The following is a 12,566-nucleotide window of genomic DNA, read 5'->3' on the forward strand; positions in this document are numbered from 1 at the left end:
TAAAGGGCGAAAACGAAAGCGAAACAGGCGGCGACTTTGCCGAGTGGATCACTCGTCGTCAACCACCCTCAGCTTGGCAGTGCCAGCGCGCACCTCCGCCACCCGGCGCAACTGCTCGGCCTCCAGATGCGCGATTTCCTTTTGCGAGGGCGCGAAATCGAGGCTTTCGATCTTGATGCCGCGCGCCAGCACCTTGTCGGACGAGGTCAGCATCATGTCCACATCCTTCTGCACCAGCCCGAAATGCGCCTGCAATTTGCGGGTCCGCTCATCCAGACGCCGTACATCGTCCATCAGCATCGCGACCTCGCCTTGAATGAGGTGCGCCTGTTCGCGCATGCGCTGGTCTTTGAGAACGGACTGGATAACCTGCACCGAGAGCATCAGCAGCGATGGCGAGACGATGACGACGCGCGACCGGTGCGCGCGCTGCACCAGATTTTCGAAATGCTGATGAATATCCGCGAAGATCGATTCCGAGGGCACGAAGATGAAGGCGGTATCCTGCGTTTCACCGGAGATCAGATATTTGTCCGCGACATCGCGGATATGCACTTCCATATCGCGACGAAACTGCTGGGTGGCGGCGCGTTTTGCCTCCGGCGCATCATCCGCCTTCAGGGCATTCCAGGCTTCGAGTGGAAACTTTGCGTCGATGACCAGGGGCGGCGCGTTGTTCGGCATTCTGATGGTGCAATCGGGCCGGAAACCATTGGAAAGCGTCGGCTGCAAATTGTAGGCACCGGAAGGCAGGGCATCGGCAATCAGCGCTTCCATGCGCGCCTGTCCAAAGGCACCGCGCGTCTGCTTGTTGTTGAGGATGGCCTGCAGGCCGATGACGTCCTTGGCCAGATCCTGAATATTGCCCTGCGCCGCATCGATGACGGCGAGGCGTTCCTGCAATTTGCTGAGGTTTTCGTGGGTCGAGCGGGTCTGCTCCGTCAGGGTGGTGCCGATGCGCTGCGACATGCCGTCCAGCCGGTCGTTCAGCGTCTGACTCATCTCGTTCTGGCGGGCGCTGAGGCTTTCCGTCATGGCCGCGATGCGACCATGCAGCTCCGATTGTGTTCTCAGAAGTTCGGTAATTTCATCCCGCGATTGATCGGGAACCGGCGGTTTGCGCCACATGAACGCCGCAGCGATCAGACAGCCCGCTATGAGAATGCCCAAGAGAGCGCCAACCGATATCTGGAGGCTGCCGAGACTGAAAGCTGTCGTACCAAGCGCATTGAGATCGATGTTCATAGCCAAATCTAACAGATTTTGTGTGATTCGTCAGATCAAACCAAGAACATTTCTGGGGCGTAAATGAGTCGCGTTTGTTGCAGATGCGGTCGCTAATATTGGCCTTTATTTTTTGTTTCCTCCAAAGATGAGATGCGTTATGGGGAAGCCATGACGATCAAACCTCTTATTATTTTGCCTGATCCTTTGCTGCGCCAGCAATCCAAGCCCATCGAACAGGTGGATGCCGAGATCACGCGTCTGGCCGACGACATGCTGGACACGATGTATGATGCGCCGGGCATTGGCCTTGCCGCCATCCAGATCGGCGTGCCGCGCCGGATGCTGGTCATCGACATCTCGCGCGAAGACGAAGACCGCAAGCCGGTCGTTTTCATCAACCCGGAAATCCTCAAAGTGTCGGACGATGTTTCGACCTATGAGGAGGGCTGTCTGTCTATTCCCGACTATTACGCGGAAGTAGAGCGTCCCGCGTCGCTGACGGTTGGCTATATCGACCGGGACGGCAAAAAGCAGACGGTGGAAGCCGATGGCCTTTTGGCCACCTGCCTGCAACATGAAATGGACCATCTGAACGGTGTTCTGTTCATCGACCACATTTCCCGCCTGAAACGGGATATGGTCATCAAGAAATTCACCAAAGCGGCCCGCGCAAAAATCTGATCTGCCTGTCTCTAAGGATTAGCAGATCAGGCGACAGGGCAGGGGGCGAGCATGGCACTGCGTATCATTTTTATGGGAACGCCTGAATTTTCCGTTCCCACACTGCGCGCGCTGGTCGATGCGGGCCATCAGATCGTAGCCGTCTACACGCAGCCGCCACGGCCTGGCGGCCGCCGCGGGCTCGATCTCCAGAAATCGCCTGTGCATCAGGCCGCTGAACTACTCGGCATTCCCGTTTTGACGCCGTTGAATTTCAAGGCGGAAGAAGACCGGGCGGAATTCAAGGCGTTCAATGCTGACGTGGCCGTCGTTGTCGCCTATGGCCTGTTGCTGCCCGAGGCCATTTTGAACGGCACCCGCCTCGGCTGCTACAATGGTCATGCCTCGCTGTTGCCACGCTGGCGTGGCGCAGCCCCCATTCAGCGTGCCATTATGGCGGGTGATACCGAAACCGGCATGATGGTGATGCAGATGGAAAAGGGGCTGGATACCGGCCTCGTGGCGCTGACCGCAAAGGTTGCCATTGGCCCGAACACGACCGCTGGCGAATTGCACGATAGCCTGATGCTGGCGGGCGCGCGGTTGATGCGCGAGGCGATGCTGAAGCTGGAAGACGGCGATCTGCCGCTGACACCACAGTCGGAAGAGGGCGTTCTCTACGCCGCCAAGATCGACAAAGCCGAGACCCGCATCAATTTCTCCCGGTCCAGCCAGGATGTGCACAATCACATTCGCGGCCTCTCGCCTTTCCCCGGCGCATGGTTCGAAATGGACATCGGCGGCAAGGCCGAGCGCGTGAAGGTTCTGGAGACGGAACTGGCAAGCGGCATGGGCGAAGCGGGCTCCGTTCTGGACGATGCCCTGACGATTGCCTGTGGTAGCGGCGCTGTGCGGCTGGTTCGGCTGCAAAAGGCGGGTGGCAAACCGATGCTGGCCGCAGACTTCCTGCGCGGCACGCCCGTCGCTGTCGGCACGAGGCTCGGCTGATGCCACGCTTCCGCATGACCATCGAATATGACGGTTCCCCCTATTTCGGCTGGCAGCGGCAAACCAATGGTCCATCCGTTCAAGGCGCGCTGGAAGCAGCCGTGCTGTCGCTGACGACAGAGACGGTCAGCTTTCGTGGCGCAGGCCGCACCGACTCCGGCGTTCACGCCAAGGGGCAGGTCGTGCATGTCGATCTCGTCCGCGCCTGGGAGCCGTATAAGTTGCGCAACGCGTTGAATGCGCATCTGGCCATGGCGGGAGAGGCGGTTTCGGTTCTGGATGTCGAAGCTGTCACCGAGGATTTCGACGCGCGCTTTTCGGCGCTGCGCCGCCATTATCTCTATCGCATCATCTGCCGCAAATCGCGGCTGGCGCTGGAACACAAGCGGGCCTGGTGGGTGTCGAAAGACCTCGACCATGAGGCTATGCATGCCGCGGCCCAGACGCTGGTCGGACGGCATGATTTCACCACCTTCCGCTCTGTTCACTGCCAGGCCAACAGCCCGGTCAGAACGCTCGACCGGCTAGACGTGACGCGCAACGGTGACCTGATCGAGATCCGCGCGACGGCGCAAAGTTTTCTGCACAATCAAATCCGCTCCTTTGCCGGTACGCTGAAACTGGCCGGTGATGGCGGCATGACGGTCGATGATGTGAAGGCAGCACTGGAGGCACGTGACCGCAAGGCCTGCGGCCCTGTCGCGCCACCGGACGGCCTCTATTTCATGCAGGTCGATTATCCCGATGTGATACCGCCACGCCTGCCCAGAACGGAGACGAACAATGACGGTGACGATCTATCATAACCCGGCCTGCGGCACCTCCCGCAACACACTGGCCATGATCAGGCAATCCGGCGAAGAACCCGTTATCATCGAATATCTGAAGACGCCGCCATCGCGCGCCGAGATCGTATCTCTTGCTGAAAAGATCGGCGTGCCGCTGCGCAGCCTGCTGCGCGAGAAAGGCACGCCCTATGCTGAGCTTGGCCTTTCGGACGAGACGTTGAGTGACGAGGCCCTGCTAGATGCCATCGAAGCGCATCCGATTCTTTTGAACCGGCCCATCGTGGTGACGGAAAAAGCTGCGCGATTGTGCCGCCCATCTGAACTGGTACTGGACCTATTGCCGAATGCGCAAATCGGCACATTCACCAAAGAAGATGGCGAAATCGTCAAGGTGCCCTGAGCCTCAGTTCGGATAGACACCCAAGAAGCGTTGCAGAATTTCTGACAAGATCATGCCGGGAACCAGCAGCGTCATGACGAGTGCCGTGACGAGCAACGGCTGTTCGCGGATAAAGAACTTCAGGATACGGGCGAAAGTGAACACCAACGTCAGCAACAGTGCAAACCACAGAATTGCCACCAGCCCCTGCAAGGCCGGAAACAGCAGCGCAATCAGGATGAGTGTGGCGTAGCCATAGGAAAACGGCACGGAGAGCCAGTTTGCCACGACCACAATGGCTGGAAACTTTCCTTTGGAGCCCAAGGCCATCAACAAAATGCCGATGAGGATTAACGGTACCATCCAGCAAATGGCCTCGACCATGGCCAGCCGGAAAAAGAAAATGCCACCGGTGCCGACACCCTTCGGCAAAACGGACAGATAGGCCTCATGCCACCAGTACCAGGACAAAGCCATGGAGGGCAGGCACCACAGAGCCGCATAAAACGAGCGCGTCATGCCGCGATCCGTCAAATCCAGCAAACGCCCCCCGGCAGGATCACCGAGAAACAGGAGCCACAGGCCTCTGACGTATAAAGTTATCTCGTTATACGACGGCATGGTATCCCCGTTTGCTATCCGCAAATCTATTAATAGGCAGCGGATACCCCTAGAAAGCTCGCTAGTTCAGTGCTCATCACATACTGCGGTGCAAGTGTTAGAACGAGCAGGCAAAGGATTTGCCAGGCATGCGCACCGCTTGCAGTTTTTAACAAAGTCCAGAGCCACACGGCGAGAAGCAGAAATCCTCCAGCAAGCACGATTAGGGAAATTGTCGAACTGAAGCTGTCTGCCTGATCTAAGCCATAGGCCAAATAAATGATCCCGACTGATAAGTAGCTTGATGGGACCAGAAACCAGTTCGTGAGAACAATCAGTGCTCCTGTCGATATATTTATTCTCAACAGCGGAACACACAAAAAAATCAGAAGCGGCGTTGTGACAAGAGCAAGGGCTTCGATTGCGCCGACTTTGGCGTAGAAATCGAGGCTGCCTTGATCAGCATCTGGTATTTCAGTGAGAAATTCCAGTCTTTGAAATATGAGGTAGGCAATGATTACCGGGAGTGACCATATTATTGCGAGAAACGACCGCGCTACGCCAATAATCGATGTATCAAAAGCCTGCATGCCATCTTGGTCGCCTTGCCCCAGCAACCAAAGGCCTCTCAAGCTGCGTGCGAACTCGCTACGCAGAAGCATGGTCAAACCAGCGTTCGATGAAGACCTCATAGATGCGGGTCAGGGTTTCGAGATCTGCTACGGCCACGCGCTCATCCACCATGTGCATGGTCTGGCCAACGAGGCCGAATTCCACCACGGGGCAATAGTCCTTGATGAAACGGGCATCCGACGTGCCGCCGGTGGTCGATAGCTTCGGCTCGTTGCCGGTGACCTCTGCCACCGCACCCGAAAGCGATGAAATCAGCGCATTGTTGCGCGTCAGGAAAACGTGGGACGGGCGGTCGGCCCAGATGATGTCGTATGTGACCGGCGAACGATCCGGGCGCAGCACGCCATCGGCGGCGGCCTCATCCAGACGGCGGATAATTTCGGCGCGCAGCGTTTCAGCCGTCCAGGTATCGTTGAAACGGATGTTGAAGGCAGCCGTCGCCTTGGATGGAATGACGTTAGTGGCTGCGTTGCCGGTGTCGATGGTCGTTACCTCGAGGTTCGACGGCTGGAAATTATCCGTGCCGTTGTCGAAGGGCGGGTCCATCAGAGACTGGGTCAGTTGCAACATGCCACGAATGGGATTGTCGGCCAGATGCGGATAGGCGGCGTGGCCCTGCACGCCATGAACGACGATGCGGCCCGACAGCGAGCCGCGACGGCCGATCTTGATCATGTCGCCGAGCTGATCCGGGTTGGTGGGTTCACCCACCACGCAGGCATCCCATGTCTCACCTTTGGCGGCGGCCCATTCCAGAAGCTTGGAGGTGCCGTTGATAGACGGGCCCTCTTCATCGCCGGTGATGAGGAAGGAGACAGAGCCTTGGGGCTTTCCATGTTTTTCGATATAGCGGGAGATGGCCGCGACGAAGCAGGCGATGCCGCCTTTCATATCCACAGCACCGCGCCCGAACATCTCACCATCAGCGATGTCGGCTGCAAAGGGCGGATGGCTCCAGGCGGTCTCGTCACCCACAGGCACGACATCGGTGTGGCCCGCAAACATCAGATGCGGGCCTTGGTCGCCAAGCCGGGCATAGAGATTTTCGACGTCGGGCGTTCCCTCTTCCGTTGCCATCACACGCTCTACCGTAAAGCCGAGCGGGCTCAGCAGGCTGTCGAGCAGCGTCAGCGCTCCACCTTCTACTGGTGTCACCGACGGGCAACGGATAAGGGCGGCGAGATTGGCGACGGGATCGGTGGCGTGCATGGGTCAGTCTACTTCTATCAGTCGCGCAGCAACTCGTTGATGCCGGTCTTGGAGCGGGTCTTCTCATCGACGGTCTTGACGATGACGGCGCAATAGAGGCTCGGACCCATCTCGCCATTCGGGAAGGGCTTGCCCGGCATGGTGCCAGCAACAACCACGGAATAAGGCGGCACTTCGCCATAGGTGATCGAGCCTGTCACGCGGTCCACGATCTTGGTGGACTTGCCGATGAACACGCCCATGCCGAGAACGGCACCTTCGCGAACGATGCAGCCTTCCACGACTTCTGAACGGGCGCCGATGAAGCAATTGTCTTCGATGATGGTCGGGCCCGCCTGAAGCGGTTCAAGCACGCCGCCGATACCGACGCCGCCAGACAGATGCACGTTCTTGCCGATCTGCGCGCAGGAGCCGACGGTCGCCCATGTATCGACCATGGTGCCTTCATCGACGTAGGCACCAAGATTGACGAAGGACGGCATCAGCACGACGTTCTTGGCAACGTAAGCAGAGCGGCGCACGACGGCATTCGGCACGGCGCGGAAACCTGCGGCACGGAACTGGTTTTCACCCCAGTTCTCGAATTTGGAGGGCACCTTGTCCCACCATGTGGATTCGCCCGGGCCGCCGGTGACGATCTCCATGTCGTTGAGACGGAAGGAGAGCAGCACGGCTTTCTTCAGCCACTGGTTCACGGTCCAGTTGCCATCGGCCTGCTTTTCGGCAACGCGCACTTGGCCTGCGTCAAGCAGGTTCAGCGCGGTTTCGACGGCATCGCGAACTTCGCCTTTGGTCGATATGTTGACGCTGTCGCGATTATCGAATGCGGTTTCGATGATTGTTTCAAGGGAGCCAAGATCCGAGATGCTCATGAGAATTCCTTAAACTTCGCTGACTATCGTCACATAAAGGGAAATATCCGCACCGCTGGCCGGACATGGTCAATTGCTCTAAGCGAGTGTTTCAAGGGCGTCAATGTGATTTGGCGCAGGCTGACGAAAGGCATGGACATGGCAAAACTGAAAAATGGCAAGTTGCGGCGCAAGGATGGCGTCTGGGACCCTTTGAAATCCAGCTCGGATGACAAGCAGCAGGCAGAAGGCTTGCCCAAAACCCCGCAATCGGCCTCGCCATCCTATCGCCTGGCCTATGCCGATACCGATTTTCTGTGCCGCGAAGAGTTGCGCCCCATTCGGCTGCAACTGGAACTGATGAAGCCGGAAATGATCCTGACCGAGCGCGGCATCAAATCCACCGTGGTGCTGTTTGGCGGGGCGCGCATTCCAGAGCCGGGCGGCGAAGCCTGGGCGGCGCGCAACGAAACGCAGAGAAAGAACCTCGAGGCCGCCTCGGTCTATTACGACGAAGCTCGCAAGTTCGCAAAACTCTGCGCCGGTGAATCCGAAAAGCATGACCACCGCGAATATGTGGTGATGACGGGCGGCGGACCAGGCGTGATGGAAGCGGGCAATCGCGGCGCATCGGAAGCCGGTGCGCCATCAATCGGCCTCAACATCCTGCTGCCGCACGAGCAGGCACCCAACCCGCATGTGACGCCGGACCTCAGCTTCAACTTCCACTATTTCGCCATCCGCAAAATGCATTTTCTGATGCGCGCCAAGGCGGTCGTGGTGTTCCCCGGCGGCTTCGGCACCATGGATGAGCTGTTCGAAACGCTGACACTAATTCAGACCAAGCGCATGGCACCCATTCCGCTCATCCTGTTCGGTGAAGCGTTCTGGCGCTCCATCATCAATTTCGAAGCGCTGGCCGATTTCGGGACTATTGCGCCAGATGATATGGATCTGCTGCATTTCTGCGAAACGGCTGAGGATGCGTGGAAGGTTGTTGCGGATTTTTATGAGCTTTGAGTGCTCGATGGCCGCACGACGCTCACCGCTCGTCATCCTCGGCCCTGTGCCGAGGATCTAACGAACCACAACATGAAACGTGGTTAGACCCTCGGGACAAGCCCGAGGGTGACGAAGGAGAGGGGAGAACCCGCCCTCAACTTATTTTCAAATCCGCGCAAACCGCTCCGTCAGCAGCGCGAAGAAACCATCCGCATCCACATCGCGCATGACACGGGCATTCGGTTCGCGGCCCGTAACCTTCCACCAGTCGACAACCGTCATGCCGATGGTGAGTTCGGAATTCACCTCGATCTCGACATTGCAATCGCGACCGTCGAACAGTTCCGGCTTGATGAGATAGGCAATCACGGTCGGATCATGCAGCGGGCCGCCGTCGGAACCGTATTTCTCCACGTCGAAGCGTTCGAAGAACTCCAGCATCTCCGCCATGGCAATCGCAGGACGGGTGCCGATATCGCGGATGGCGGCAACGCGGGCCTTGGTGGTGAGAAGCTTGTGCGTCACGTCGAGCGGCATCATGACCAGCGGAATGCCGGAGCGGAAGACGATGTCTGCGGCCTGCGGATCGACATAGATGTTGAATTCGGCAGCGGGCGTGATGTTGCCGCCTTCGAAGAAGCCGCCACCCATCAGCACCAGTTCCTTCACGCGCGGCGCAATATCGGGTGCCTTCTGCAAGGCGGTGGCGATGTTGGTGAGCGCGCCCAATGTGCAGAGCGTGATGGTGCCTTCCGGCTCGTGGCGGATCGTCTCGATGATGAAATCGATGGCGTTCTGCGATTGTGCCTCAAGCACCGGCTCCGGCAAGGTCGGACCGTCCAGCCCGGTGCTGCCATGAACGTGCTCGGCGGTAATCGGCGCACGGACCAGCGGGCGCTCGCAGCCTTCATAGACAGGGATTTCCGTGCGGTTGCAGAGTTCCAGCATGATGCGGATGTTGCGGCTGGTCAGCTTCAGCGGCACGTTGCCTGCAACGGCGCAAAGACCGAGGACTTCGATTTCCTCCGGGCTTGCCAATGCCAGCATGATGGCGGCTGCGTCGTCCTGCCCCGGATCGGTGTCGATAATGATTTTTCTGCGCTCGGCCATGGTCTTCCTGCTTTTGATAAGAGATGTCTTTTCAGGCCTGTTTCCAAAGCTTGTCAAGCAGGTGGCAGTTGAGACTTTTTCCCGACACGCCGTTCTTGCTTTGCAACCCGCATATTCCCATATGAAACCATGCCGCCGCAAACGGGGCAAACCACGTCGCTTGGTTACAAGGACCGAAAGATATGAGCCGTATGACACCTTTCACCCATCCGCTTATGCTGGGTTTCGATGCCATGGAAAAAACGCTCGAGCGGATGACGAAAGCGAATGACGGCTATCCGCCTTACAACATTGAGCGACTGGCAGCCGAAGGCGGCAGTCCGGAGCGGCTGCGCATCACCATTGCTGTTGCCGGGTTCTCCGAAGACGATCTTGAAGTGACGACAGCCGACAATCAGCTCATTATTCGCGGACGCCAGCAGGAACAGGACGCGAAGGACTATCTGTATCGCGGCATTGCTGCACGGCAATTCCAGCGGGTTTTCGTGCTGGCGGAAGGCATGCAGGTCAACGATGCGCGCCTGCGAAACGGTCTGCTGTCCATTGATCTCACCCGCCCGGAAATCTCTAACGTGGTGAAGAAAATTAACATTTCCGTCTCACAGTAGGATTCTGTACGCCAAGCGACTCGTAAGCGGCATGGCGTCTCATGAATGGAGGCTGACATATGCTCTTGAAAGAAGCGCATGCGAGTTTGACGAAGTCGCAACTAGCCCATATCGGGGCAGGCGAAGTCGGATACATCCGAAAGATGCGCGCCGAAGAAGTAAACCGTTGCTTCCCGGAAGCACCAAATATCGATCCGACCCTGGATCTTTGGGCTTTGTTCGGTGCGGATGGTACACCGATCCTGTTGACCGACAATCGGTCCAGCACCTTCTTCAAAGCTGCCGAAGACGAACTACGCACGATAAGCGTTCATTGAACGCCGTTGGAGCGTCTGCTATTACGTCATCTCAAGGCACCCTCGGGTGCCTTTTGCATGTCTACATGACATCGTCAGGCGGTCTGCCAGGACGGGGGTGGTAGCGCGGAAAGGTCCAGCCGAAAATCAGTGCCCCGCTTCGGATTGCAAAAGCGGTGAGAACACCAGCAGCCGATGCGACTAGGAGGGGCATACCCAGCGCGTGGACCGCCGTAAACACGCAAGCGCCTGCCAAAGCGCAACTGATATAGACTTCCGGTCTTAACAACACAGACGGTTCGCCAGCCAGAATATCACGAAGAACGCCGCCGAATGTCGCCGTCATGGTGCCGGTGACAATGGCGACCGTAGGCGAGCCGCTCACGGCAAGGCCTTTGGCTGCTCCCATGACGCAATAAGCCGATAGGCCGATGGCATCGAGCCAGATCAAGAGCCTGTATCGGGATTCCAGCAGGTGTGCCGTGAGATAGACGAGTGCGGCAACAACCACGCAGACCAGAATATAGGTCGGGTTGACGACCCAGAAGACGGGGGAGCGCCCGAGCACGAGATCTCGCAATGTACCACCGCCGATACCTGTCACGGCAGCGAAAAACAGGAAGCCGATCAAATCGAGCTGTTTGCGTGAAGCGGCGAGGGCACCGGTGGCCGCAAAAACGGCAACGCCCGCATAATCGAGAAAAGCCAAAAGTGTCATGGGCAGGCGCTCTCCTCAAATGTTGCGCAAGGGTCAGTGTCACGCAAGGGCCAGACCCTATGGTCCACCGCCGAACCAAGATGACATGATCTATGCTTTCGCTTCTTTAGCGGAAACAGACCTAAAGGAAAATGCCGTGAAACGTCTTCTCGTCGTAACGCTTCAAGCTTTGGTGCTTTTGTTTGTGCCGGTGGTGGCACTTGCCCAGCAGGAGCTCGTGAGCGACCCGGAGATTTACGAGAAGGACCATTTTCGCACCGAATGCAAAGTGGCCGAATTCGGTGAGGGCTTCATCACCCGGCTGGATATCAACAATGACGGGCTGATGGACGCGATCACCAATCGCGGCGCGTTGACTTGTGACGGTGAAAAGGCACGTAGCTGCGGTGACGACGGCTGCCCTTATAATTTCTATGTTCAGGTCAAGGAAGGCGGTTATCTGATGATCGCCACCGCGACGATCTACAGCTACGACTTCGTTCAGCGTTTCGGCAACATGGTTTTCGAATTCAAGATGCATCCGCGCTTTTGCGAGCGTACCGACAGCGAACCATGCTTGATGACAGTGCGTGTGCGGGGCACGAAATTCGTAACGATTTCGAGCAAATAGCGTCAACGAGACCTGTTGATGGCAACACCCTGATTGTAACGGCTTCTGAGCGAACGCGGCATGAAAATGCTGGCGAGAGCAATAACGAACACAAGCAGGCTGACGCTGAGAAGGGCTATCTTCGAATAGCTGCTGCCAAGCACTGCTCCGGAAATAGCGCCCGCAATCATGCCAAGCCATGGTACCAGTTGGATCGTCCAATCCAGTTTGCGTTCACCCAATAGGAAGCGTCCGATGCCGCGCCCGAAGCGGGACAGAGCGCCGGTGACGTAGGTCAAGCCTATGGGCAGTCCTTCCACATGTTCCACGGCGGCGTTGATCATGCCCATGGCAAAGACCACGAGATAGAATGAGCTGAGTTTCCCACCTTGCATCTGTAAAATCGCGGCGAGAAATAGTGCGAAGCCTACCGCGCAAAGAACGGTGAACACGCGTCTGTTGGACCTGTTGGCAATGATGATGCCAATCGCATTGCCAACCACGAAGATAATGATAGCCAGAAAGAGCGTTCCGGCATGGGCATAATCACCCGATTGCAGTGACAGCGCTGCGCGCGTGGTATTGCCCGTCATGAAGGACACGAAATCTCCCGACATCGTCAGGCCGATGGCATCCGTCATTCCGGCAACGAAAGAGAGAGCAGCAACAAGCGCAACACCTGTCGCCGTGCGTCTTGTACGAATGATCTTTCGGCGTCTTAGTCTGGTCATGGATGTTCCGCCACACGGGTTTTAGGGCATCATAGCCACAGGGCAGCAATGACGCTCAAGATGCAATAGGATGCAGGGACCATCACGGAATTGGCGGCGCATTTTTACCCTCATAACGAGTGTTAGTCGCGCTGGTCCGCTTTTTCGTAAAAGAAGA

16 protein-coding genes are annotated in these 12,566 nt (G+C 57.6%); 8 read left to right on the forward strand and 8 right to left on the reverse strand.

Going from position 1 to position 12,566, the window contains the following annotated elements:
• Nucleotides 1-48: 48 nt before the first annotated feature.
• A complete protein-coding gene (locus CPJ18_RS00635) occupies nucleotides 49-1,251 on the reverse strand; it encodes a DNA recombination protein RmuC (protein ID WP_421423509.1) in 1,203 nt (400 codons plus the stop codon).
• A 144-nt stretch (nucleotides 1,252-1,395) separates the two neighbouring features.
• On the opposite strand from CPJ18_RS00635, the gene def reads away from it, so the two are divergent.
• Genes def through arsC form a run of 4 tightly spaced genes read left to right on the forward strand, consistent with a single transcriptional unit; the run spans nucleotide 1,396 to nucleotide 4,083 of the window.
• Nucleotides 1,396-1,908: a peptide deformylase gene (def, locus tag CPJ18_RS00640; protein WP_103656907.1), complete on the forward strand. Its 513-nt coding sequence runs from the start codon at nucleotides 1,396-1,398 to the stop codon at nucleotides 1,906-1,908.
• Nucleotides 1,909-1,959: 51 nt separating this feature from the next.
• Nucleotides 1,960-2,895: a methionyl-tRNA formyltransferase gene (gene fmt / locus CPJ18_RS00645; protein WP_103656608.1), complete on the forward strand. Its 936-nt coding sequence runs from the start codon at nucleotides 1,960-1,962 to the stop codon at nucleotides 2,893-2,895.
• Nucleotides 2,895-3,701: a tRNA pseudouridine(38-40) synthase TruA gene (truA, locus tag CPJ18_RS00650; protein ID WP_103656609.1), complete on the forward strand. Its 807-nt coding sequence runs from the start codon at nucleotides 2,895-2,897 to the stop codon at nucleotides 3,699-3,701. The genes fmt and truA overlap by 1 nt, the downstream gene beginning before the upstream one ends.
• On the forward strand, nucleotides 3,679-4,083 hold the full coding sequence (gene arsC / locus CPJ18_RS00655) for an arsenate reductase (glutaredoxin) (RefSeq protein WP_103656610.1): 405 nt from the start codon (nucleotides 3,679-3,681) through the stop codon (nucleotides 4,081-4,083). Before truA ends, arsC begins: the two co-directional genes overlap by 23 nt.
• A gap of 3 nt (nucleotides 4,084-4,086) precedes the next feature.
• Here arsC and CPJ18_RS00660 read toward each other — a convergent pair whose 3' ends face one another.
• From CPJ18_RS00660 to dapD, 4 genes are read right to left on the reverse strand one after another with little or no spacing between them, the layout of a single operon-like run.
• On the reverse strand, nucleotides 4,087-4,683 hold the full coding sequence (locus tag CPJ18_RS00660) for a hypothetical protein (RefSeq protein WP_103656611.1): 597 nt from the start codon (nucleotides 4,681-4,683) through the stop codon (nucleotides 4,087-4,089).
• A 29-nt stretch (nucleotides 4,684-4,712) separates the two neighbouring features.
• Nucleotides 4,713-5,324, reverse strand: coding sequence for a hypothetical protein (locus tag CPJ18_RS00665; RefSeq protein ID WP_103656612.1), 612 nt, complete (start codon nucleotides 5,322-5,324; stop codon nucleotides 4,713-4,715).
• The gene (gene dapE, locus CPJ18_RS00670) at nucleotides 5,311-6,504 is read right to left on the reverse strand and encodes a succinyl-diaminopimelate desuccinylase (protein WP_103656613.1); all 1,194 of its coding nucleotides are present in this window, start codon (nucleotides 6,502-6,504) and stop codon (nucleotides 5,311-5,313) included. Before dapE ends, CPJ18_RS00665 begins: the two co-directional genes overlap by 14 nt.
• A 17-nt stretch (nucleotides 6,505-6,521) precedes the next feature.
• Nucleotides 6,522-7,376, reverse strand: coding sequence for a 2,3,4,5-tetrahydropyridine-2,6-dicarboxylate N-succinyltransferase (gene dapD, locus CPJ18_RS00675; RefSeq protein WP_103656614.1), 855 nt, complete (start codon nucleotides 7,374-7,376; stop codon nucleotides 6,522-6,524).
• Between the two features lie 138 nt (nucleotides 7,377-7,514).
• Between dapD and CPJ18_RS00680 the strand changes: the two genes are divergently transcribed.
• The gene (locus tag CPJ18_RS00680) at nucleotides 7,515-8,375 is read left to right on the forward strand and encodes an LOG family protein (RefSeq protein WP_103656908.1); all 861 of its coding nucleotides are present in this window, start codon (nucleotides 7,515-7,517) and stop codon (nucleotides 8,373-8,375) included.
• A gap of 147 nt (nucleotides 8,376-8,522) precedes the next feature.
• Here the strand turns inward: CPJ18_RS00680 and CPJ18_RS00685 are convergent, their stop codons facing one another.
• Nucleotides 8,523-9,467 (reverse strand): nucleoside hydrolase, encoded by a 945-nt coding sequence (locus CPJ18_RS00685; RefSeq protein WP_103656615.1) that lies wholly within the window; start codon nucleotides 9,465-9,467, stop codon nucleotides 8,523-8,525.
• Nucleotides 9,468-9,649: 182 nt separating this feature from the next.
• Between CPJ18_RS00685 and CPJ18_RS00690 the strand changes: the two genes are divergently transcribed.
• Together CPJ18_RS00690 and CPJ18_RS00695 are read left to right on the forward strand one after the other, a co-directional pair.
• Nucleotides 9,650-10,075: an Hsp20 family protein gene (locus CPJ18_RS00690; RefSeq protein WP_077102123.1), complete on the forward strand. Its 426-nt coding sequence runs from the start codon at nucleotides 9,650-9,652 to the stop codon at nucleotides 10,073-10,075.
• A 59-nt stretch (nucleotides 10,076-10,134) separates the two neighbouring features.
• Entirely contained in the window at nucleotides 10,135-10,392 is a 258-nt protein-coding gene (locus CPJ18_RS00695) for a BQ00720 family protein (RefSeq protein WP_067649505.1), read from the forward strand.
• 61 nt (nucleotides 10,393-10,453) lie between these two features.
• On the opposite strand, the gene CPJ18_RS00700 is transcribed toward CPJ18_RS00695, so the two are convergent.
• Nucleotides 10,454-11,089 (reverse strand): trimeric intracellular cation channel family protein, encoded by a 636-nt coding sequence (locus CPJ18_RS00700; protein WP_077102125.1) that lies wholly within the window; start codon nucleotides 11,087-11,089, stop codon nucleotides 10,454-10,456.
• A gap of 85 nt (nucleotides 11,090-11,174) precedes the next feature.
• Between CPJ18_RS00700 and CPJ18_RS00705 the strand changes: the two genes are divergently transcribed.
• On the forward strand, nucleotides 11,175-11,699 hold the full coding sequence (locus CPJ18_RS00705) for a hypothetical protein (protein WP_103656616.1): 525 nt from the start codon (nucleotides 11,175-11,177) through the stop codon (nucleotides 11,697-11,699).
• Between the two features lie 2 nt (nucleotides 11,700-11,701).
• Here CPJ18_RS00705 and CPJ18_RS00710 read toward each other — a convergent pair whose 3' ends face one another.
• Nucleotides 11,702-12,409 carry a YoaK family protein gene (locus CPJ18_RS00710; protein ID WP_103656617.1) on the reverse strand — a complete coding sequence of 236 codons (708 nt, stop codon included), beginning with the start codon at nucleotides 12,407-12,409 and terminating at the stop codon, nucleotides 11,702-11,704.
• Between the last annotated feature and the right edge of the window lie 157 nt (nucleotides 12,410-12,566).

The organism is Agrobacterium rosae, from assembly GCF_002915175.1.
Lineage (GTDB): Bacteria > Pseudomonadota > Alphaproteobacteria > Rhizobiales > Rhizobiaceae > Agrobacterium > Agrobacterium rosae.